Origin of the sequence: Oribacterium parvum ACB1, from assembly GCF_000238055.2 — a bacterium.
Classification (GTDB): domain Bacteria; phylum Bacillota; class Clostridia; order Lachnospirales; family Lachnospiraceae; genus Oribacterium; species Oribacterium parvum.
In genome coordinates this window covers 1,776,290-1,797,220 of the sequence record NZ_KE148312.1, presented here as the reverse complement: position 1 = coordinate 1,797,220, position 20,931 = coordinate 1,776,290, and the positions used below count along the sequence as shown (strand labels likewise).

At 42.2% G+C, this 20,931-nt stretch carries 16 protein-coding genes; all 16 read right to left on the bottom strand.

The genetic code is table 11. The features are described from left to right. Nucleotides 1-95: 95 nt before the first annotated feature. The 16 genes from HMPREF9625_RS07980 to HMPREF9625_RS07905 all read right to left on the bottom strand — a co-directional run bounded on the left by HMPREF9625_RS07980 (nucleotide 96) and on the right by HMPREF9625_RS07905 (nucleotide 20,841). Nucleotides 96-1,361 (bottom strand): BaiN/RdsA family NAD(P)/FAD-dependent oxidoreductase, encoded by a 1,266-nt coding sequence (locus HMPREF9625_RS07980; RefSeq protein ID WP_009534184.1) that lies wholly within the window; start codon nucleotides 1,359-1,361, stop codon nucleotides 96-98. Nucleotides 1,362-1,489: 128 nt separating this feature from the next. Further along, nucleotides 1,490-2,818 (bottom strand): aspartate kinase, encoded by a 1,329-nt coding sequence (locus HMPREF9625_RS07975; protein ID WP_009534183.1) that lies wholly within the window; start codon nucleotides 2,816-2,818, stop codon nucleotides 1,490-1,492. A gap of 167 nt (nucleotides 2,819-2,985) precedes the next feature. Then, entirely contained in the window at nucleotides 2,986-4,332 is a 1,347-nt protein-coding gene (locus HMPREF9625_RS07970; protein WP_009534182.1) for an ABC transporter permease, read from the bottom strand. Then, complete coding sequence (locus HMPREF9625_RS07965) at nucleotides 4,332-6,416, bottom strand: COG1361 S-layer family protein (RefSeq protein WP_009534181.1); 2,085 nt, start codon at nucleotides 6,414-6,416, stop codon at nucleotides 4,332-4,334. Before HMPREF9625_RS07965 ends, HMPREF9625_RS07970 begins: the two co-directional genes overlap by 1 nt. After that, the gene (locus tag HMPREF9625_RS07960; RefSeq protein WP_009534180.1) at nucleotides 6,397-7,200 is read right to left on the bottom strand and encodes an ABC transporter ATP-binding protein; all 804 of its coding nucleotides are present in this window, start codon (nucleotides 7,198-7,200) and stop codon (nucleotides 6,397-6,399) included. Before HMPREF9625_RS07960 ends, HMPREF9625_RS07965 begins: the two co-directional genes overlap by 20 nt. 255 nt (nucleotides 7,201-7,455) lie before the next feature. Then, complete coding sequence (gene serS, locus HMPREF9625_RS07955) at nucleotides 7,456-8,775, bottom strand: serine--tRNA ligase (RefSeq protein ID WP_009534179.1); 1,320 nt, start codon at nucleotides 8,773-8,775, stop codon at nucleotides 7,456-7,458. Nucleotides 8,776-8,941: 166 nt separating this feature from the next. Then, a complete protein-coding gene (rpe, locus tag HMPREF9625_RS07950; protein WP_009534178.1) occupies nucleotides 8,942-9,604 on the bottom strand; it encodes a ribulose-phosphate 3-epimerase in 663 nt (220 codons plus the stop codon). Between the two features lie 35 nt (nucleotides 9,605-9,639). Continuing rightward, nucleotides 9,640-10,536, bottom strand: a complete 897-nt coding sequence (rsgA, locus tag HMPREF9625_RS07945) for a ribosome small subunit-dependent GTPase A (protein ID WP_009534177.1) — start codon at nucleotides 10,534-10,536, stop codon at nucleotides 9,640-9,642. A 1-nt stretch (nucleotide 10,537) separates the two neighbouring features. After that, nucleotides 10,538-12,550: a protein kinase domain-containing protein gene (locus HMPREF9625_RS07940; protein ID WP_009534176.1), complete on the bottom strand. Its 2,013-nt coding sequence runs from the start codon at nucleotides 12,548-12,550 to the stop codon at nucleotides 10,538-10,540. Continuing rightward, nucleotides 12,547-13,290 carry a Stp1/IreP family PP2C-type Ser/Thr phosphatase gene (locus HMPREF9625_RS07935; RefSeq protein ID WP_009534175.1) on the bottom strand — a complete coding sequence of 248 codons (744 nt, stop codon included), beginning with the start codon at nucleotides 13,288-13,290 and terminating at the stop codon, nucleotides 12,547-12,549. The genes HMPREF9625_RS07940 and HMPREF9625_RS07935 overlap by 4 nt, the downstream gene beginning before the upstream one ends. Beyond that, nucleotides 13,290-14,342 (bottom strand): dual-specificity RNA methyltransferase RlmN, encoded by a 1,053-nt coding sequence (rlmN, locus tag HMPREF9625_RS07930; protein WP_009534174.1) that lies wholly within the window; start codon nucleotides 14,340-14,342, stop codon nucleotides 13,290-13,292. The genes HMPREF9625_RS07935 and rlmN overlap by 1 nt, the downstream gene beginning before the upstream one ends. A gap of 108 nt (nucleotides 14,343-14,450) precedes the next feature. After that, the gene (locus HMPREF9625_RS07925; protein ID WP_009534173.1) at nucleotides 14,451-15,776 is read right to left on the bottom strand and encodes a transcription antitermination factor NusB; all 1,326 of its coding nucleotides are present in this window, start codon (nucleotides 15,774-15,776) and stop codon (nucleotides 14,451-14,453) included. Beyond that, on the bottom strand, nucleotides 15,754-16,773 hold the full coding sequence (fmt, locus tag HMPREF9625_RS07920; protein WP_009534172.1) for a methionyl-tRNA formyltransferase: 1,020 nt from the start codon (nucleotides 16,771-16,773) through the stop codon (nucleotides 15,754-15,756). Before fmt ends, HMPREF9625_RS07925 begins: the two co-directional genes overlap by 23 nt. Beyond that, on the bottom strand, nucleotides 16,770-17,264 hold the full coding sequence (gene def, locus HMPREF9625_RS07915) for a peptide deformylase (RefSeq protein ID WP_009534171.1): 495 nt from the start codon (nucleotides 17,262-17,264) through the stop codon (nucleotides 16,770-16,772). Before def ends, fmt begins: the two co-directional genes overlap by 4 nt. 164 nt (nucleotides 17,265-17,428) lie before the next feature. Next, complete coding sequence (priA, locus tag HMPREF9625_RS07910) at nucleotides 17,429-19,408, bottom strand: replication restart helicase PriA (protein ID WP_009534170.1); 1,980 nt, start codon at nucleotides 19,406-19,408, stop codon at nucleotides 17,429-17,431. A gap of 143 nt (nucleotides 19,409-19,551) precedes the next feature. Beyond that, nucleotides 19,552-20,841, bottom strand: coding sequence for a UDP-N-acetylmuramoyl-tripeptide--D-alanyl-D-alanine ligase (locus HMPREF9625_RS07905; RefSeq protein ID WP_009534169.1), 1,290 nt, complete (start codon nucleotides 20,839-20,841; stop codon nucleotides 19,552-19,554). Nucleotides 20,842-20,931: the final 90 nt, after the last annotated feature.

Here is a 20,931-nt window from a genome sequence, read left to right as displayed (position 1 = left end):
TTATGTTTTTTGTTTTTTCGTTATGTATTCTGTTCTTTCTTCATATTTCCGCATCTCTTTTTGTCCATGTATCCATTAGTCCGGGTATCCATATTTCACAATAACTGTAGGGCAAGAGACTCACCCGCAGACTTTCCGGCAAGATATCCTGTGGAAAAGGCAATCTGCATATTATATCCGCCCGTATAGGCATCCACATCGATGACTTCTCCTGCAAAATAGAGTCCAGGAACCGACTTCACTTCCATGGTTTTCTTGGAAAGAGCCTTTGTATCAATTCCGCCTATGGTAACAATCGCTTCCTTATAGTCTCCTGTAGCGGCAATCGTAAAACTAAAACGATGAAAGAGCTTTAAAATCTTTTTTCGTTCCTCTTTTTTACATTCAGAAGCCTTTTTTTCCAAAGCGACCCCTTCTTTTTCCAAGCGTTTTAAAAAGGTCGGAAATAGCTGCTTAGGGAGCTTCTCCTTGATCAAATCTTTGATACTTTCTTTTCCTCTTATTTCACATTCCGCTAAGAAAGAGGAATCGAAATCCTCCATTTCTCCCTTTAAATCAATGACTATCGTGAAACTCCCCATAGGAGATTCATGAATCGCCGGGGAAAGCTCTGCAGAAAGGGAAAGAACGGTCGGACCGAATACGGAGTCCTTTTGAAAATAAAGTTCTCCCGTCTTTTTCCCATATACCTTCCCTTTTTCATCTTCCACGCTAGCCACAATATGCTTTAGCTTCAGCCCGGAAAGAGAAAAAATATCCTCTTCCAAAACTTCCATTTTTACTAAAGACGGATAGAGCTTTGTAACCGGAATAGACAGTTCTTTGGCAAAACGGTAGCCGTCTCCGGTAGAACCGGTAGAGGGATAAGAGAGACCGCCTGTAGCAAGAATAAGCTTTTTTGTATCAATTTCCTTGTTCCCAATCCGGCACAGGAAGCCTTCTTCCTTTCTTTTGATCACTTTCAAAGTCTGATTGCATTCCACCTTAACGGCGTATTTTTTTAAGGCAGATTTTAATGCATCGGTTAACGAATAGGCCTTATTGCTGACAGGGAAAATTCTTCCTCCTCGCTCTTCTTTTAAAGCACAACCGTTTTTCTCAATAAAGTCCATCAAGTCTCTATTGGAAAGAGCCCGAAAAGCAGGATAAATAAAGCGAGGATTTCTCAAAAAATGCGAAAAAAACTGTTCTTCTTCGCAGCTATTAGTTAGATTTCCCCTTCCTTTTCCGGTAATAAAAAGCTTTTTCCCAAGTTTTTCATTTTTTTCAATCAAGAGAACTTCAGCAGTTTTATTCACCTGTCTTGCAGAAATCGCCGCCATCATTCCTGCAGGCCCGCCGCCAACCACAATAATATCCACTTTTCTCCCTTTTATCTCTTTCTTAGTTTTTCCAAACGGTTCTTTTTTAAGTCTATTAAAGCACTACTTGCTGTCTCTTGTTATGATTCCTGTTCTTTTTAACCGCTTTATTTGTTTGGAAGCTCCCTCTATTTTTTAGCAGGCAATGCAGAAAGTACAAACATATTATATATGGCTTTGATAGCCGCCTCAAAGTTTTCATTCTTTACACCGATGATGATATTGTACTCGGATGAACCCTGGTCAATCATCTTGATGTTAATGTATTCATGGGCAAGAGCAGAGAAGATTCTACCTGCAACACCGCGAGAAGACTTCATTCCTCTTCCCACAACCGCAATCAGAGAAAGATCCGATTCCAACTCAATGAGATCCGGATTCACCGCTCTCTGAATACCTTGCAATACCTTTTGCTCGTGAGACTCCAGCTCCTCCTGATGAATAAAGAGTGTCAAGGTATCAATTCCGGAAGGCGTATGCTCTACGGAAATACCATTCTCTTCAATAACGGAAAGAACCTTTCTGATAAAGCCGATTTCCGCATTCATCATTGCTTTTTCAATATTAATGGAACAGAAATTCTTCTTTCCGGCAATACCGGTGATAATAAAACGAGGCTTTTTCAGTGTATTGGCCACAATCATAGTCCCATGATCCTCAGGAGCATTGGTGTTCTTAATCTGAATGGGAATTCCCTCTTTTCTTACCGGGAAAATCGCGTCTTCATGCAAAACCCCTGCTCCCATATAGCTTAATTCTCGAAGCTCTCTATAGGTAATATAATCAATAACCTCCGGATTCTCTACGATATGAGGATCAGAAACTAAAAATCCGGAAACATCGGTCCAGTTTTCGTATAAGTCTGCATAAACGGCTGCGGCAACAAGAGAACCTGTCACATCGGAACCGCCTCTACTAAAGGTTACAACTTCCCCTTTTTCATTGACACCGTAAAAACCGGGAATAACCGCATATTCCAGAGAGGAAAGAACGGACTTCGCCACCTCCTCCGTTTTTTTGAAATCACAGGATTCTCCGGAAAAGAAAATTAAGTCTTCCGCATCAACAAAAGGAAATCCCAAGTATTCCGCCATAACACGTGCATTTAAATATTCTCCTCTGGATGCAGCGTAGTCCAGGCTGGCCCCCTCTGTAAGCTTTCCCACTATTTCCGCAAAGTCTTCATCCAAAGAAATGGATAAAGACAAATTATCAATGATTTCCTGATAACGCTTCTTAATCTTCTCTACAATGCTCTCTACTTTTTTCTTTTCCTGGACTGCCCCATATAAGGAAATAAAAAGGTCGGTCACTTTAATATCCCTGCTATCTCTTTTCCCCGGTGCGGAAACCACGATGTATTTTCTATCCCGGTCAGCCATCACAATGTTTTTTACCTTTTCAAACTGTTCACTGCTCGCGCAGGAGCTTCCTCCAAATTTTGCCACTTTAAGCATATATTAATTCCCTTTCACTAAAAAACATCTAAACATGATACACAAAAAGAATGGGAAAATTGTATCATTTTCCCATTCATGAAACAAGACAAGATTTATTCTTCGCAAATATATGTCGCAAAACCTTCTTTTGCTTTAAATTGTACGACTTAAATCCTATTTGCAATTTATTCATTTCGTATTGCCGCAAGCGGACTGAGCTTCATGGCACGCACAGAGGGGAAGTATCCCGAAAGCATGCCCACAAGCATCGCAAAGACGATGGCAAAAATCGTCAGCCAAAGCGGAATAGTGGAAATATTTCCACCGCCCCCGCCGGTATAGCTGTCCACCATATCTCCTCCGCCGGTAGCCAGCATATTGATGATTAGAGATACTGCATAGCTTAGAACAATGCCGACTATTCCTCCGAGGATTCCGATTAAAGCGGATTCCGTCAGAAACATATTGCGAATATCTCCCATATCACAGCCCAAGACTTTCATCACTCCAATTTCCTTGGTTCGTTCAAAGATGGACATCATCATGGTATTCATGATACCGATTGCCGCAACAAGGAGAGAAACCGCACCGATTCCACCCAGTACAAGCTGCGTTGTCTTAATCTGCTCCTGTGCCTGCTTTAGCCACTCCACCTGCGAATAACAGGAGTAGCCCATATCCGTAATCTGCTTCTGTACATCGGCTACATTGTTCATATTATCAACAAAGACATAGGCCTGGTCATAGGAGTAGTAACGTAAGGGCTTTCCGTTTTTTCCGGTCTTCGGATTCGGTACTAAACTTTTCTTATAAATCTTTTTCAGGAAGGCCTTTAAACTATCCAAATCGGCATATACATAGCTTGAGTCCTCGCTATAGTCCTCTGCGCTTCCTTCCATTACTCCCACTGTTTTTATGATATATTTTTTTTGCGGCTTATCCTGGCCGCCTTCACTCTGCGTTGCACCGTTTTTACTCGTATCCTGCACTTCCGGGAAAATGTAGAAAAGCGTATCCTTCATCGGATCTATTGTGTAATTCTTATCCCAGTTGTTTCCCTTGTGAAAAGAACCTGCTACGGTATTGCCGTATATCAAACCGAGTTCGGCGTCTCCCTTCTTCGGAAAGGTACCTTCCTTCAGCTTCATTTGTTGAAAATATGCCTGAGAAACACCGCGCACACTGAAATCTCCCTGTAGAGCACCGACCTTCGCCGTAACATAAATCTCAAGTGAAGGAGATGTACCGGTAACATGCGGAATAGATTCAAAGGACTTAATACTGTCATCGGTCAGTTCCACTTTGTTTTTCGCATTCTCTCCCATACCGCCATAGTTCGTAATCGTAATCATCGTAAGAGAACCGGCACTCTGAAAAGAACGCAAAAGGTTTTCACTCATACCAAGACCGAGACTTACCATGACTACGATAGAAGCTGTACCGATAACTACACCGAGTACCGTCAGTAAGGTTCTTATCTTTCTTCTTCTAAGATTGGATAAAGCCAGAAGAAATAAGTCTAGTAACTTCATTATTTTTTCTTTCCTTTATTCTTTTTCACAAAATACGAAGCTGCACCAACTGCTGCAACTGCCAGAATCACGCCTGCTACCGGTGTCGGGAAGGAGGACTTCGGCTCCTGGACATCCATTTTATCCATATCATCCGTAGCCTGTGTTTCTTCCTGTTCCGTAACGGTCAGGTTAATCTCCGTTTTCTCAGTGAATTTATTCCCGTTTACATCCTCATACTGAATTTCTACCGGAATTGTATCATCATCCTCTGTGGCCTTAATAGCGGAAAGCATGACATCCACATTTCCCGTTTCTCCGGGTTTTATATTTCCTACATAGGAGGTCGCTTTCTTAATGTAATCACTTTGGAAGGTGGCTGTTACATTATAAAGAATCACCTTTCCGGTGTTATTGATTCCAAACATGGCATTGGACTCACTGCCTACACTTACCGATTCCGGTGTTACACTGAAATTAGAAAATCCCATACGAGCAGTCTGGTTTACCGGAATATCGATATCCACCTTCTCCTCCGCATTCTTAAAAGCGGGAGAATCGTATTTTTCATTAATAGTCATAACATAGGACTTGGGGTCTACACCGGAATTGGCTTTCACATTTAAAGTAAGTTCCGTTTCCGCTCCTGCTGCCAAAGAATTCACCACAAAGGAATTGGCTCCGTCGGCAATAGCAAACACAGCCGTATCCTGACTCTTCTCCGAGGTTAAAGTAAAGAGAATATTGCTTGCCGCAATAGAGGTGGACGCATTTTTCATCGTCAAGAAAAGCTTAAATTCCTGTCCTGCATAAACCTTCTCGGGCTCTGTTCTATAAGAGCTCACAATCAGTCTTGCCTTTGTTCTGTCATTGACATTAAAGTCTCCGAGCTTTTCCTGATCTGCCTGAATCATAGTAGCATTACGAATATTGACATAAAAAGAATAAGTATCGCTAATCGTAACATTTCCTCCCGGTGCAGACTTATAGCTCACTGTATAGGAAAGCGGATAATAGCCGCTTGCAGTATTGGATTTAATGGCCATAGAATATTCTGGGCTGATGGTTTCACCCGGATTTACCACGGTAAAATCTCTGTCATAATTTGCCTCATTTATAGCAAATGGAAAATCCTTTTGTGCGTCCGACTTCGGATTTGCCGTAAGCTGAACGGCATCCTTCTCGGAAAGAGTAGTATTCAGCTTTACCTTAACGTCATAAAGAGCATTTCTGCTTTGATTTCTGAAGTTAACAGAAAAGTTCATTACAGCCGGATAATTTCCGCTCGGAGTCAACTGATTCTCTCCGACAATAAAAGTCTTTTCTACCTGCTTGGTTCCGGAGTCCTTTACCTCTCCGCTCTCCGTAATAAAAACATTGACAAATTCGGTACGGTTCTGCTCCTGTCCGTTTCCATCAGTATACCAAATAGTAAAGGGTACACCGAAGTATCCGTCGCTGCTATTTCCCGCACTGTCTTTCATCTTTAAAGCATCCGAACGAACATTTACAGTAAAGCTGAGTTCCTGATACTCTCCTTTTTTCAGACTGGACAAGGTCTTTTCTTGTGTAAATAAGGAAGCATTTACCTCAAAAGGATAAACACCGCCGTCTACCGGATATACGTAATTTAACCCGTTTTTATAGGCATTGTTCTTTCCTGCTTTATATCCCTCGTCCCATGCGTCCTTTTGTGCCTCTCCCTGCTCATCATCCTCTCCGGCATTTTTGTAGGGATTATCCTTATTCGTTCTTGAAGGACTGTTCTTCGTTGTAAGGTAGCTTTGGTCGTTGGAAAGACGAACACGAACATTCTTGATCTCATCCGTGTTGGGATTCGCCAGTCCGTTTACACCGTTATAACCTACACGCACCTTTACTTCCATCTGCTGTCCGGGATAGCCTGTAGGGATATTTTGTACATCATGAAAAAATGTATTTAAGTTGGTATTGACGTAAGATGCATAGGACTTCTTCTCCATAAGAAAGACAAAGAGCATGGAAAAACTTAAAAGTAAAAGAAGCGTCCCTCTAACTGTCTTCTTCAAAAATCCGTTTTTTCCGCCATCCCTTACATTTTCCCTATTAACTGTGTTTTTCATCATTCTCTCCCTCACTCTTTTTCTCTGTATTTAAGGGATGCACCACCGTAAAGGGTCTCTCCCCGTTTTTTTCTAAAATTTCTTCCTCTATCTTACTGCCTTCTCTAAGTACTGTTTCCACGATTCTTCCGTCCACGATTCGAAGCTGCCTGTCCGACCAAGATGCAATATGGGGATCATGCGTTACCATAATCAAGGTTTTTTTCTGCTCCTCTACTATCTTTCTCATGAGAGTAAGCACCTCTTCCGTGGTATGCGAATCCAGATTTCCCGTAGGCTCATCCGCAAAGATGATTTCCGGATCAATGACGAGCGCTCTCGCAATTCCCACTCTCTGCTGCTGTCCGCCGGACATCTGATTCGGTGTATGGTTTGCTTCCTTCGCAATATTCATAAGCTCCAGATAATGTAAGGCCGCCTTATTTCTTTCTTCTTTTCCGACCCCTCGAAACATCAGAGGCATGGCAACGTTTTCCACGGCATCCAAAAAAGGAATCAGATTATAGCTTTGGAAAATGAATCCGACATGATTTCTTCGGAAAGTAACCAGTTCCGACTCATTCATCTTCTCTATCTCTTCTCCAACGATATGAATTATTCCCTCACTGGGCTTCTCCAGTCCGGCCAACATATTTAAACAAGTAGATTTTCCTGAGCCGGAAGTACCGACTATAGCTATAAACTCTCCCTGATATATATCAAAGTCCAGTCCGTTTAAGGCCGGAACTTTGTTGTCTCCTATGGTGAAGATTTTCTTCAAATTCCGCACCGAAATGATGGGCTCCATACTAGTCCTTTCTAAAATTCCTCTGTGAGTTTCTGTCATGAACGACGGGACTCCGCGCTCTCTTTCTCAGCTTTCCCGCTTATTTGGTCTCCTCTGTTCTTTTCGTAAAAGTATAGAGGATAGCAATAAATTTATCAACGAAAAAAGCCGTTCTCTTTGTATGACAGAAAGAACGGCTTCTTCGTTACATCTATTTTTTCTTTTAAAAACTTTCCATTTAGAATAATTCTTCAAAACAGCAGTTAAAAAAGAATCTTACTCTGCTTTACCTGCTTTTTCAATGGAATTGTACTTTGGAACTAAAACTTCCTTTCCTCCCATGTACGGTTGTAAAGACTTCGGAACGGTTACACTTCCATCTGCCTGTAAATGATTCTCCAAAAAAGCAATGAGCATTCTGGGTGGTGCTACACAGGTATTGTTTAAAGTAAAGGCCAAGTGGTTCTTTCCATCCTCTCCCTTTACACGAATCTTTAATCTTCTGGCCTGTGCATCCCCCAAGTTCGAGCAGGAGCCTACCTCAAAATACTTCTTTTGTCTGGGAGACCAGGCTTCTACATCACAGGATTTTACCTTTAAGTCAGCCAAATCTCCGGAGCAGCACTCCAAAGTTCTTACCGGGATTTCCAAGCTTCTAAAGAAATCCACCGTATTCTGCCATAGCTTCTGATACCAATTCATTGCATCATCCGGCTCACATACGACAATCATTTCCTGCTTTTCAAACTGATGAATGCGATATACACCTCTCTCTTCAATTCCGTGAGATCCCTTTTCCTTACGGAAGCAGGGGGAATAAGAGGTCAGGGTTAACGGTAGGGAAGCTGCCGGTAAAATCTGATCGATAAATCTTCCGATCATAGAATGCTCCGAAGTACCGATAAGATAAAGATCCTCCCCTTCAATCTTATACATCATGGCATCCATTTCCGCGAAGGACATTACACCGTCTACCACCTTGGATCGAATCATATAAGGAGGAATCACATAGGTAAATCCTCTGTCAATCATAAAATCTCTTGCATAGGAAAGCACAGCAGAGTGGAGTCTTGCCATATCTCCTACCAGATAGTAGAAACCGTTTCCGGCAACTCTTCCTGCAGCATCCATATCCAGTCCGCCAAAGCTTTCCATAATATCTGCATGATAAGGAATAGGATAATCCGGAACAAGCGGTTCTCCAAAACGCTCATTTTCCACGTTACAGCTATCATCCTTTCCGATAGGCACACTGGCATCAATCATATTGGGGATGACCATCATGCGCTTCATGATCTCTTCCTGCAATACCGGTTCCTTCTCCTCCAGTTCAGCAAGTCTTTTGGAGAAGGCGGCAACTTCTTCCTTTATCTTCTCCGCTTCTTCCTTTTCACCTTTTGCCATGAGGGCACCAATCTGCTTGGAAACCTGATTCTTCTTGCTTCTCAGTTCATCCGCCTCCATCTGCACTTTTCTGGCTTCCACATCCAGGCCGATTACTTCATCCACAAGATTTAATTTTTCATCCTGAAATTTCTTTTTAATATTTTCCTTCACCAATTCAGGATTCTCTCGTAAAAATTTAATATCCAGCATACTGCCCTCCATTTCTCTAAGTCAAAACGAGCAGTATCCACTACTCGTATAAAACATCTTTCCTGTTTCCATTTTTCTTCATTTGATAAATATAAACGGAAGTTCACGCTTTTTCAAGACAGCCAAGCCTGAAGAAGCATTATTTTCTACCTTATCCAAAACATGATCAGGGCTTAATGAAGCGATTAAAGGCCTCCACCTTCTCCGTAATTTTGTCTTTTTCGGAAAAAACGGAAGAACCTGCAATAATGAAGTTCGCCCCTGCATCCAGTACAGAAGCAATGTTTTCCAAGCCGATTCCGCCATCCACCCCAATTTCCAATTCCAAATCTCTCTCCTCAGCCATCTCCCTAAGACGACGAAGCTTGTCAAGGCTGTACGGAATGAACTTTTGTCCTCCAAAGCCCGGATTCACACTCATAAGAAGTATGTAGGAACAAACAGGAAGCAATTCCTCCACTGTAGAAAGAGAAGTGGCCGGGTTCACTGCAAGTCCCGCCTCCATATCAAGCTCCTTTATGGCATTTAAGGAACGATCCAAATGCGGAGTTGCTTCTACATGAAAACAGATTCTGTCTGCCCCCGCCTTTTTAAAAATCGGAAAATAAAAGTCCGGATTCTCCACCATCAGATGTACATCAAAAAAAGCTCGAGAATCCTTTCTAAGAGCAGAAACTATACTCGCTCCATAAGAAATGTTCGGAACAAAGTGGCCGTCCATAATATCAAAGTGAAAGCTCTCCGCCCCCGCTTCTTCCGCTGTTCTCAAATCTTCTCTCAAAGCTCCGAAATCCGCCGCCAGGACGGATGGAGACAATCTGTTTCGCATTTTTTTCTCTCTTTCTTTTCTATAAATTTTTACAACTATTGCTTTCTTTCCTCTATCAGTTCCAAATACAGCTTTTTATAGCTCTCATAGCGCCTGTCGGAAATCATCCCTGCCGCAACCGCCCTCTTTACTGCACAGTCCGCTTTTCGTTCTCCGATATGCACACAGCTGTTATAGTGACATGTTTCTCTATATTTTTCAAACTCGGGATAAAAATAGCGAAGATTTTCCGGTGATATCTCCGGCGGAAAAAGGGATGTAAAGCCTGGAGTATCAAGGACATAGCTGTCTTCAGCTATTGCAAAAAATTCCGCATGTCTCGTTGTGTTTTTTCCACGAGAAATCTTCTCGGAAAGCTCCCCCGTTTCCATACGCTCTTCTCCAAGAAGAAGATTGATTATCGTAGATTTTCCTACTCCGGACGGTCCGGAAAATACCGTCGTCTTCCCCTTTAGAAGAGAGAATATCGCCTCTTTATCCCTCTCTGTATTCCCTTGAAAGAAGTATACGGGGATTTCCGCCTTTTCATAAATGCACTTTATCTCATTAACAAATGCTGCATCCTTCTCTTCCAAAAGATCCTTTTTATTAAAGAAGATAAGACAAGGAATCTCTCGCACCTCCAAATGCAAAAGAAAGCGATCGATTAAGGGAAAGGAAGGATCGGGACTCTTTAGCGAAAAAACCAGCACAGCTTGATCAATATTACTAACCAAAGGACGAATCAAAGAATTCTTTCTTTCCAAAATATTTAAGATCTGTCCGCAATGTTCCTTTTCACTATCCGGAACAGGACAAAGCTCCACCATGTCCCCCACCAAGGGTTTTTCTTTTTTATTTCGAAAGAGTCCCTTAGCATGGCATTCATAAACGCCGGACTTTGTATGTACATAATAAAATCCACCTACGCCTTTGATGATTTTTCCTACCATGCTAGCCCTCCGGGTGGAAGTCTAAATCATAAGATGCTAAAATTCGATCATTTTCAGCATCCACAACCTCAATGGTTCCCTTGGAAACACCACTTGCTCCGGCAATTCGATTTAAACTTAGCTGCATTTCACTCCCCAATGCATAGGTTCTTGCAGACTGTAAGGTAGTATAACGGGTCTCTCCGTTAATATCCTGTTTAAGATACACTACAACCAATACCGTACCGGAAACCCCCGGACCGCCGCTACCGATACTCACACTTTGATTGATACTCGATACCCAAGCCTTTTCCTGTCCGTTTCTGGACTTTCCTTCCGAACCGGAGCTTACACTAAAAGAAATAGCCTGACCTGTTTCCACATAGGTTTCCGTTGGAACACTTTGACTTATTACATATCCCTTTTCCACTGTATTGCTGGGAATATAACTGATATTACCCAGAGTAAGCCCTTCTTCTTCTAATACGCTAATAGCCTCTTCCTCACTAAGATTAGTCAAATCAGGCATAAGAACAGGCGCTGTACTTTGGCCGCTGCTTACCGTGATAAGTAATTCCCCGGGCTCCTTGGTACTGGCTTTATTGGTACGGATGATATAGCCCTTTTCTACCGTATCGGAAGCTTCTTCCACAACCGTATAGGCAATCTTTCTATCCTTTAACTTGATTTCCAAGTCGGAAAGACTCATCTTTTGCAGTTCACTTAAGTCCGAAGGAGCACTCGGATCATAAAAGCGGATATCTTTCGGTCCCTTGGAGAGGGTAACATAAAGACGACTGTGCGTACTGTATTTCCCGCCGGGATAAGAGATAATCTGTCCCTCTTCATATTGATCGGAGTATTCTTCCTTTTCCGGATAAATATGGATATCATAATTCGATAAAAAATCCTCCGCTTCCGACACCGTTTTTCCTACGATTTCCGGAAGAAGATTGTCTAAGGCGGAAATGGTAATGGCTACCTGCGTACTTTCTTCCGTCACTTTCATTGCTGTTTCCGACTCACCTGAAATGCTTTTTACAGAACGAAGAACCCCTACCACCTTGTAGCCGAGGAAGAGAAAAACTCCTGCAATCAAAATAACAGATGCAATCGCAAGCCCCTTGTAAAGATTGCTGATGCCTTGGTCCATTTCCTTTCTGCCGAAAATCCTGCTTCCTTCCTCTTCTCTTTCCGAAAGGAAACTGCCTTCCGGATCATCAAGGGCAAGCTGCAGGTCCTCTCCCATATCGGAAATATTCTGATAACGAAGAGAGGCCTTCTTTTGCATTCCTCTCCACACAATATAATCAATGGCTTTCGAAAGCTCTTTTACACTATCCCTTACTCTTGGAATAGGATCTTCCAAGTGTGAAAATACCACAGACATGGAATCTTCTCCTGCATACGGCACCTTCCCCGTCAACATTTCGTAAAGTACGCAGGAGAAGGAATAGATATCCGAGCGGGCATCACTGATTCCCCGCTTTGCCTGCTCCGGAGATATATAATGAACCGATCCCATAACAGCCGTATTTGCCGCTTCCTGACTGGCAACTCCTGCTATACCGAAGTCTGCGATCTTTACTACCCCTTCCGTACTGATAATAATGTTTTGCGGTTTTATATCACGATGAATCACACCCATCTTATGCGCAATATCGATTCCGTCAATTAACTGTAAAGCAATTCCGATGGATTCTCTCTCGCTAAGTCTTCCCTTTCTCTGAATAAAATTCTTAAGGGTAACGCCTTCTACAAGTTCCATAACGATAAAATGAAGATTCCCTTCATCTACCGTATCAAAGGTGGATACAATATTTAAATGATTCAGTTTTGCCGCAGACCTTGCTTCCTCCTGAAATTTACTGATAAATTCCTTATCTTCCGCATACTGTTCTTTCAGCACTTTAATGGCAACGATACGTCCCAATTTTTTGTCCTTTGCCTTATAGACATAGCTCATTCCGCCTTCCCCTATAAGACCTTCTATTTGATAACGCCCTTGAAGCAGGGCATCCTTCTCTATCTTCATCTTCCCTGCTCCTTTCCAAACGGGTTGACTAAAATCAAAGCAATATTATCTTTTCCCCCATTGATATTGGCCAAATCAATCAGTGCCTGTCCTTTTTCTTCCAGACTTACCTTTTCCTTTAAAATCTGTGCGATACTTTCACTATCTACCATATTGCTTAAACCGTCAGAACAGAGAAAAAATAAATCTCCTTCTTCCAGCTCTTCCTCAAAAAAATCCACTGCCACTTGCCTCTCCGCTCCTACGGCACGGGTAATGTAGTTTTTATGCGTATAATATTCTTTGGAACCGCGCACCATTTCTCCGCGCCTTATCTTTTCCTCCACATAGCTGTGATCCTTCGTAAGCTGCTTCAATCGGTTTTTACGAAAAATATAGGCTCTACTGTCCCCAACATTGGCAAGAAAGAGAACACGATCCTCCACAAATGCCGTAACCAGGGTACTTCCCATTCCGTGCAGGTTAACATTATTTTGAGACAAGGAATATAATTCAGCATTGATGCGTTCTATTCCTTTATCCAAGCAATGCACCGGACTTTCTCCCGAGCTCTCTGTAACATAGGAGGCAAGACTTTCCACTAAATAGCGAGACGCATAATCTCCCGCCTTATGACCTCCCATCCCGTCCGCCAGCAAAAACAAATTCGGAAATACACCGAGAGCTTCCTTTGTCGCAAAAAGAAAGTCCTGGTTCATTTTTCTCATTTTCCCCTGATCGGTCTTCGCAAAAAACTGCATCAGTCTTCCCTTTCTTCCAGCTCTGCATCCCTTCTTAGCTGTCCGCAAGCGCCGGAGATATCGCTTCCCATTTCTCTTCTTATAGTACAAGCAATGCCATTTTTTTCCAAGCCTTCTTTAAAGCGCTGAATTTTTTTTCGATCCGGCGCGCTAAAATCTCTTTCCTTAATCGGATTCACCGGGATCAGGTTGACATGGGCGGGAAAATGGACTCCCTTTTTCTTTAAAAGCTTTGTAAGCGCAAGTACATCCTCCTCGCCGTCATTCATGCCGAGCACCAAAGCATATTCAAAGCTGACTCTTCTTCCCGTCTTCTGAAAATAAAAGCGAACCGCATCCATTACATCGGAAAGAGCATATCGATAGGCAATCGGCATAATTTTCTTTCGCTTTTCATCCGTGGAGGCATGAAGACTTAAAGCCAAAGTAATTCCTAGGCCTTCTTCGGCAAGCTCTCGAATCTTCGGCACAATCCCGCAGGTGGAAAGCGTTATATTTCTCTGAGAAAGATTTCTTCCCGTTTTACCACTGATTAAGCGAATAAATCGAAGTACCTCGTCATAATTGTCTAAAGGCTCTCCCGATCCCATAAGAACCACATTGGATATCTTCTTGCCCGTTATTTTTTCCATGGCCACAATCTGCCCAAGCATCTCTCCGGAACTTAGATTTCTTGCCAGACCGGATAGAGTTGAAGCACAAAAAGCACAGCCCATCTTGCAGCCGACCTGCGTGGATATGCAAGCGGTATTTCCATGGCGGTATTCCATAAAGACGGACTCGATTCGATGTCCATCCGACAATTCGAAAAGGAACTTTTCCGTACCGTCGATTTGAGAAACATAACGGCGATAGAGCTTCGGGAGCTTAAGGGTGAAGTCCTTGCTGAGTTTCTCCCTTAAGTCCTTAGGCAAATTCTCCATCGCCTGAAAGTCCTCGACATCCTTTTCCTGTACCCACTGAAAAATCTGCTTAGTTCTGTACTTTGGAAAATGCTGTTCCAGCACCCATGCCTCTATTTCATTTTCTTCTAAATCCCTTAAATTTTGCATTCTCCTCTTCCTATATGGACATTGAGTAAAAGCTATCTTTATGTTGATAATGACTTTTTTCTTTTTAAACTCTATTGATTGAACCCTATTTTATATCTTTGCTTTTGATTATGCTTTAGCTTTTTTTATAAAGCTCGCATAGTAAAATCCGTCTCCGGGCTCTCCCGGATAAAATTTTTTTTCTTTCTCGAGTTTATAAGGAAAATGAGAAAGAATGTAATCCCTGTTTTCCTCATTTTCCGCCTTGGAAAGCGTACAGGTAGAGTAAATCAGCTGTCCTCCCGGCTTTACATACTTCTGCACCGTAGAGAGAATCTCTCTTTGCAATTTTTGAAGAGACTTTACTCCTTCCTCTGAAAAATGCAGACGTAAATCCGCTTTTTTCCCGATTACTCCAAGTCCCGAACAGGGTACATCGCAAAGAACCAAATCCAGACAACCTTCTCCATTTTCCAAAAATTGAAGATCCTCCACCCTGGCATCCCAGGCTTCTATCCGCATATTCTTTAACCCCAGACGTTTTTGATTTTCTTCGATAAGGTAGAGTTTATCCTGCTTTTCATCCCTTGCGTAAACCACGGCACTTTCTCCAAAAAGACTTGCAAGATGACAGGCCTTTCCTCCGGGAGCACTGCAACAATCCAAAATCTTAGCTCCTTCTTTCAGATGAGCAAGCTTCGCTACCTCTTGAGAGGATAAGTCCTGAATAGTCACATCGCCCGAAAGAAAACGCTCTTCTTCCATGATATTTCCGGAAACCCTTTCTCCTTCTCCTTTTTCATTGCGGATGAAAAAGCCTCCTTCCTCAGAAAGGAAAGCCTTTGCAATTCGTATGGTATCCTCTAAGCCGTAGTCCTTCTTTAAGAATGAAAAAAGTGCATCGGGTAAGGCAAGACCAATCGCATCCTCCCTGTGCTTGGACTTAAGTTCTTCGAGTAATCGCTCTTTATCCTTATTGATATTTCGTAAAACTGCATTGGCAAAAGGAACAAGTCCCTGTAATTTTCTTTTCTTTAAATAATTTAAGCTCTCATTAATGGCCGCATGAGGCGGAATCTTATCCAAAAAAAGAAGTTGATAAACGGAAAGGCGCATTGCCTGCAAGAGAATAGGCTTCATCTTCTCAATAGGCGTTTTCGAATAAAGTGAAAGAAAATAATCCAGTTGAATATATCGTTCCACTGTTCCATGACTAAGCTTGGTAATAAAGGCTCTTTTTCGAGTATCAAAATAGGGAGCTTCCGCAAAGAGCCTCCGTAAAGCCAAGTGTAAAAATACACCTTCTTCAAATACGGAATAAAGCAGCTCTATCACTGCTTCTCTTTCCGTTTTCTGCTGAAGAACAGGCTCACGATGAGCTTGCCCTTCTCCTGTTTGCCGCTTTTCCCTCCGAAAACTTCTTTTTTTGTTTTTATCTCTTTTTTCCGTCTCCAACTACATATCCTCTTAAGAACTCTGCGGCAGGCATCCTATTCTTTCCTTCTACCTGAAGATCCTCTACTTTTAAAAGACCTTTTCCCGTAGTTACAAATAGTTCCTTTTTGTCTTTTGAACTGAAAAACTCGCCTCTTCCCTCTTCCGGAATATAGGCTTCCTGCATCTTTTCAGCCAAATATTTTTCAATATCCTCTGTTTGTATCTTCCCCAAAGAAAGTAAGGCTTCTCTCTTTTCTTCCACTACATCCGCCTTCCAAATCTTAAAGCTCTTCCCATTGGGAAGAATACTGATTGCATTGGGCCAGGGAATATAGCCTCTCACCTTTCTCTCTATTACGATTGCTTCCAGATTCCAATTGATAAAGCCGTCCTTTTTCTTAATAATTCCTGTATAACTTGCTTCTTCTTCCTTTTGCGGAATAGGACTTATTCCTCCCTTTTCCAGTTCTTCCAGAGTTTTTATGATAGAAGATCGAGATAGTGTCCCTAACTTAAGAAAGAGACTCTCGGCAGTCTCTCCGGGCTCTAAGTTCAATTTATCCTGTACAAGAATATCTCCCGTATCTAACCCCTCTGCCATACGCATCGTCGTAATACCGCTTTCCTTATCCCCCATGAGAACAGCCTGCTGAATCGGGGACGCACCTCTATAGCGAGGAAGCAAAGAAGCGTGGACATTAACGGGGGCGATTCTTGGAATATCGAGTACCTCCTTCGGTAAAATCTGTCCGAAGGCTGTAACAACTATACAATCCGGAGCAAGACTTCGGATTCGCTCTATACAGTCTCTATCCTCCCTTAATCGCTTGGTGGACAGAACGGGAATGCCTAAGCTTTCCGCAGCTTTTTTAACCGGAGTCTTTTCTATAATTCCCTTTCTTCCTTTTGCCTTATCCTCCTGGCTTACAACCATGAGGATCTCATGACCTGCCTCATGAATGGCTTCCAGGCTTTCCACAGCAAAATCAGGAGTACCCATAAAGACTATTTTCAAATCGCTTCCTCCTCGTCCAATTCCTCATAAACTACATCCTCCAGCTCTCCCTCTACTTTCTCGGTATAGAGAATTCCGTTTAAATGGTCATTTTCATGAGAAAAAGCCCTTGCCAAAAAGCCGCTTGCTTCCAGCGTATATTCCTGCATATTTTGATCTAAGGCCTTCACCTCGATCTTCATCGGACGGGTAACAATTCCCTCCTTTCCCGGAACGGAAAGACAGCCTTCTTCTCCCGTCTGTACCTCTTCTCCCAGAGTTCGAATCTCCGGATTAATCGCAACATAACGGTTGCCATCGCCGATATCCACCACAAATATCTGTTTCAGAATTCCCACCTGAGGAGCGGCAAGACCCACACCGTTTGCATCATACATAGTCTCAAACATATCGGAAATCAATTCTTGAAGACGTTCTGTCATTTCCTTCACCGGTTTGGTTTTTTTCTCCAAAATGGAATCTCCTATGGTTCTGATTGTACGAATAGCCATTTTCTTCCCCTTTTCTTCTCTTTCTCGTCTTTTTCTTTATTTCTTTGTATTATTTTTCTTTATTCTTCTTTTTTTATTCTTCGTTTTTTTCTTAATCCGAAATATCTCTTTTTCCACCTAAATAATCCTGTCTTAGTCTAAAGTGGAATCCATTTTTTTCGGTATTATAGGAGATCAAACTGCAATAAAATCAAATTCCTTTTATCTACCTTTTTTAAATCTTGAATAAAACTGTCCCTTAATTGCAGAATTATATCATGGGAGTCATGCTTAATATAGATGATTTTTCTAAAATTATCTTTCAGTTTATATACTGTAGCAGGAAAGGGGCCATAGATTTCTCCCCCCGCTTCCTCCGTCTTTCCCTGAAACCTCGGAAGCAGTTTTTCAAGGATCAAATCAAGATACGCTTCCTCCGTATAAATACATTGAATGGCCAACATTTTGGAAAAAGGAGGGTAGGAAAGCCTTTTTCTAAATCTTTTTTCTTCCTCATAAAACTTTATATAGTCTTGCCTAACAGCAAGTTTCAAGGTGGCATTATCAGGCTGATAGCTCTGAATGATGACTTCACCCTCTTTCTCTCCGCGCCCCGCCCTTCCGGAAACTTGCGTGAGCAACTGGTATGCCCATTCTCCCGCCTGAAAATCCGATTGCAAAAAAATCTGATCCGCTGCCAAAATCCCGACTAAAGTAAGGTTCGGGAAATCATGTCCCTTTACAATCATCTGGGTTCCAAGAAGGATATCCGCCTTTTCCTCTGAAAATTCCTGTAAAATTTCTTCGTACTTTCCTTTTTTTCGAGTCGTATCCCGATCCATTCGTAAAATTTTGGCTTTCGGAAACACGGCATGGCAGATGCTTTCCAGCTTTTCCGTTCCTACACCGAATGCCGCCAAGTACTTGCTTCCGCAATGCGGGCAGTTCTTCGGTAAAATACTTTGGTAACCACAATAGTGACACTGCAAAATTCCGTTTTTATGCAGATTCAGACTTACATCGCAGTGGGGGCAGCGCAGAGCCTCTCCGCATTTTCTGCAGCTTACAAAAGGAGCGTAACCCCTTCTATTCATAAAGAGCATGGTCTGCTCCCCTTTTTCCAAGCGTTCCCGAACCGCTTTTTCTAAAGCTCTTGAAAAAATAGAGCGATTCCCTTCTTCCAGCTCTTTTTTCAAATCCACGATATGGATTTTGGGTAGCATGCTCCCACTCTTAGCTCTATTCTCCATTCTAAAACAGGGAAGCGCTCCTTTCTCCACCTCTGAAAAAATCTGTACAGAAGGAGTTGCCGTACCGTATAAAACTTTTGCTTTTGAAAACTCCGCCCTCTTTCTCGCAACTTCTCTTGTTTCATAGCGAGGAGTCGTTTCCGACTTATAAGAACGATCCTGCTCCTCATCCATAATAATGAGACCAAGATTGGAAAACGGTGCAAACAGGGCAGAACGAGGCCCCATAAGAATCTTCACTTCTCCTAAACGACATTTCTCCATGCTTTCCGCTCGTTCTCCCTGGCTCATCTTGGAATGAAGAACGGAGAGCATGCCTGGAAAGCGCTGTTCTATACGGGAACGGGTCTGAAAGCTTAAGGATATTTCCGGAATCAAGAAAATCACTTCCTTTCCTTCCCGAATATAGTCCTCCATAAGCTGTAAATAAACCTCTGTCTTTCCCGATCCCGTCACGCCGAAAAGTAACGCGGAAGTCCCGCCTTTGGAAAAACTGTTGCGAATCCCTTGAAGGACACCCTTTTGTTCCTGATTAAGCTCTACAGGAGCTGTCTCTCGCTTTAAAAGAAGCTCTCCGGTCTTTCCTCTTTTTTTTATTTTCTTTTTAACAGGAAGAACCGTTTTTAAACACTGGTTTAAAGTGCATCCGTATTCCCTACTCATCCAAATCGCAAGATCCAGAAGCGTATTTTCCAAAGAGAATTCCTTTTTCAATGGGGAAATAATATCTCGGATTTTATCCTCCGGGTACTCCGAAGTATCACTCATCTTTATCACATAGGCTCTCTTTTTTTCCCTTCCGAAGGGAACTAAAACAGGATCCCCTACATGGAGTTCCATGTCTTTGGGAATCCTATAGCTAAAGCTTTTATCAATGGCCTCATGGCTAATGTCTACAATGACTTCAGCGTACAAAATCTCTCCTTGCTGTTCAATATAAAATGAAATTTCAATCCGTTTCTTTATATCTGTTTAAATGATATCTCTTTAAAGGATATCTCTTTAAATGAGAAATTACATGAACAAGTTCCGGAATTATGAACATATAAAAAGCTGAATTATACCTTATGTTTTTCTACGAGCTTGTCTATCACTTTAGATAAAGACAAGGAATGGGACGCTTTAAACAATACTACATCCCCGCTTCTAATTTCCTTTTCCACTGCACGCTGAAGCTCTTCCAAAGAAAGGAAGGTAAATCCGGGCATGGTTTTCTCTCCTAAACCCTTCCATATTTCTTTGGATTTCTCTCCTAAGGTAAATAAGCAATCAATGGAAAGTCCCCTCATCACTTCTCCGATTTCCCGATGACGAAGGAGCTCTTCCTTCCCCAGCTCATTCATGTCTCCCAGAACAGCAACCCTTCTTGTGCCTTTCTCTTCGGAAAGTACCTTTAAGGCTGCCTTCATGGAATCCGGGGAAGCATTGTAACTGTCATCCAAAATCAAAATGCCGTCTTTCGTAAGAATCTTTTCTCCCCTTCCCGGAAGACCGGAAAAGGCACAGACCGCTTTTTCAGCCACCTTCTCAGAAATACCTAAGCGTTTCGATAAGAGAAGGGCAATGCCTGCATTTTCCTTCATATGCTCTCCGGGTACGGAAAGTGGAAGCTCCTCTTTTTCATAGAAGAAGAGAGAAAGAGCTCTCTTTCCCAAAAATCCCATGTCTTGAATTCTTTCTTCTGTCAGTTGAGAAAGAATCGGATCTTTTTTCGGTAGATAGAGTTCTACTCTTCCCGGATCTCCCATTAGAATATGCATCTTTTCAAAACAAGTATTCTCCTTTGTCTGCATATTTTCAAGGTGTGCATCACCGATATTGGTAAACACCGCCATATCCACAGAACACATCCGAGCGAGTCTCTCCATTTCTCCCGGAATAGATACGCCCATTTCGATTACACTTATCTCCTGTTTGGCTTTCGCCATATCAAAAAGAGTTATGGGAACACCGACCTGAGAATTGGCATTTCCTTTCGTCTGAAACACCTTTTTTTCGGAGGAAAGCGCAGCCGCAATCATTTCTCTAGTCGTGGTTTTTCCAACAGAGCCGGTCACACCGATAAGCGTGCCCTTATATTTTCTTCGGCAAAATGCACCAAAGGCCTGTAAAGCCTCTAAGGTATCCTCGACAGAATAAAACTGTACATCCGGATATTTTTTTTGCAGTTTCGCACTATTTTCTGCAGTAAGAACATGCTTTGCCCCATGCTCTATTGCCATCGGAATAAAACGATGTGCATCCACCTTTTCGCCCTTTAAAGGAACAAAAACTGCGGAAGTGCAATCCTCTTTGGAATTGATTACAATATGCTCTACTGCGGAAAATAATTCTTCAAAATCTACCATTTCTCTATCTCCAAAACACAATTTATTGCAGTTTGTTTTTTTCTCTTGCTTTCAACGAGATCCCGTATACTGTACAAGAGTTACTTGTTA

Bases quoted from the DNA above. Each gene is read 5' to 3' on its own strand.
- HMPREF9625_RS07975 (WP_009534183.1), bottom strand. From the start codon at position 2,818: ATGCTTAAAGTGGCAAAATTTGGAGGAAGCTCCTGCGCGAGCAGTGAA.
- HMPREF9625_RS07970 (WP_009534182.1), bottom strand. From the start codon at position 4,332: ATGAAGTTACTAGACTTATTTCTTCTGGCTTTATCCAATCTTAGAAGA.
- HMPREF9625_RS07965 (WP_009534181.1), bottom strand. From the start codon at position 6,416: ATGATGAAAAACACAGTTAATAGGGAAAATGTAAGGGATGGCGGAAAA.
- HMPREF9625_RS07960 (WP_009534180.1), bottom strand. From the start codon at position 7,200: ATGGAGCCCATCATTTCGGTGCGGAATTTGAAGAAAATCTTCACCATA.
- serS (WP_009534179.1), bottom strand. From the start codon at position 8,775: ATGCTGGATATTAAATTTTTACGAGAGAATCCTGAATTGGTGAAGGAA.
- rpe (WP_009534178.1), bottom strand. From the start codon at position 9,604: ATGCGAAACAGATTGTCTCCATCCGTCCTGGCGGCGGATTTCGGAGCT.
- rsgA (WP_009534177.1), bottom strand. From the start codon at position 10,536: ATGGTAGGAAAAATCATCAAAGGCGTAGGTGGATTTTATTATGTACAT.
- HMPREF9625_RS07940 (WP_009534176.1), bottom strand. From the start codon at position 12,550: ATGAAGATAGAGAAGGATGCCCTGCTTCAAGGGCGTTATCAAATAGAA.
- HMPREF9625_RS07935 (WP_009534175.1), bottom strand. From the start codon at position 13,290: ATGCAGTTTTTTGCGAAGACCGATCAGGGGAAAATGAGAAAAATGAAC.
- rlmN (WP_009534174.1), bottom strand. From the start codon at position 14,342: ATGCAAAATTTAAGGGATTTAGAAGAAAATGAAATAGAGGCATGGGTG.
- def (WP_009534171.1), bottom strand. From the start codon at position 17,264: ATGGCTATTCGTACAATCAGAACCATAGGAGATTCCATTTTGGAGAAA.
- HMPREF9625_RS07905 (WP_009534169.1), bottom strand. From the start codon at position 20,841: ATGGTAGATTTTGAAGAATTATTTTCCGCAGTAGAGCATATTGTAATC.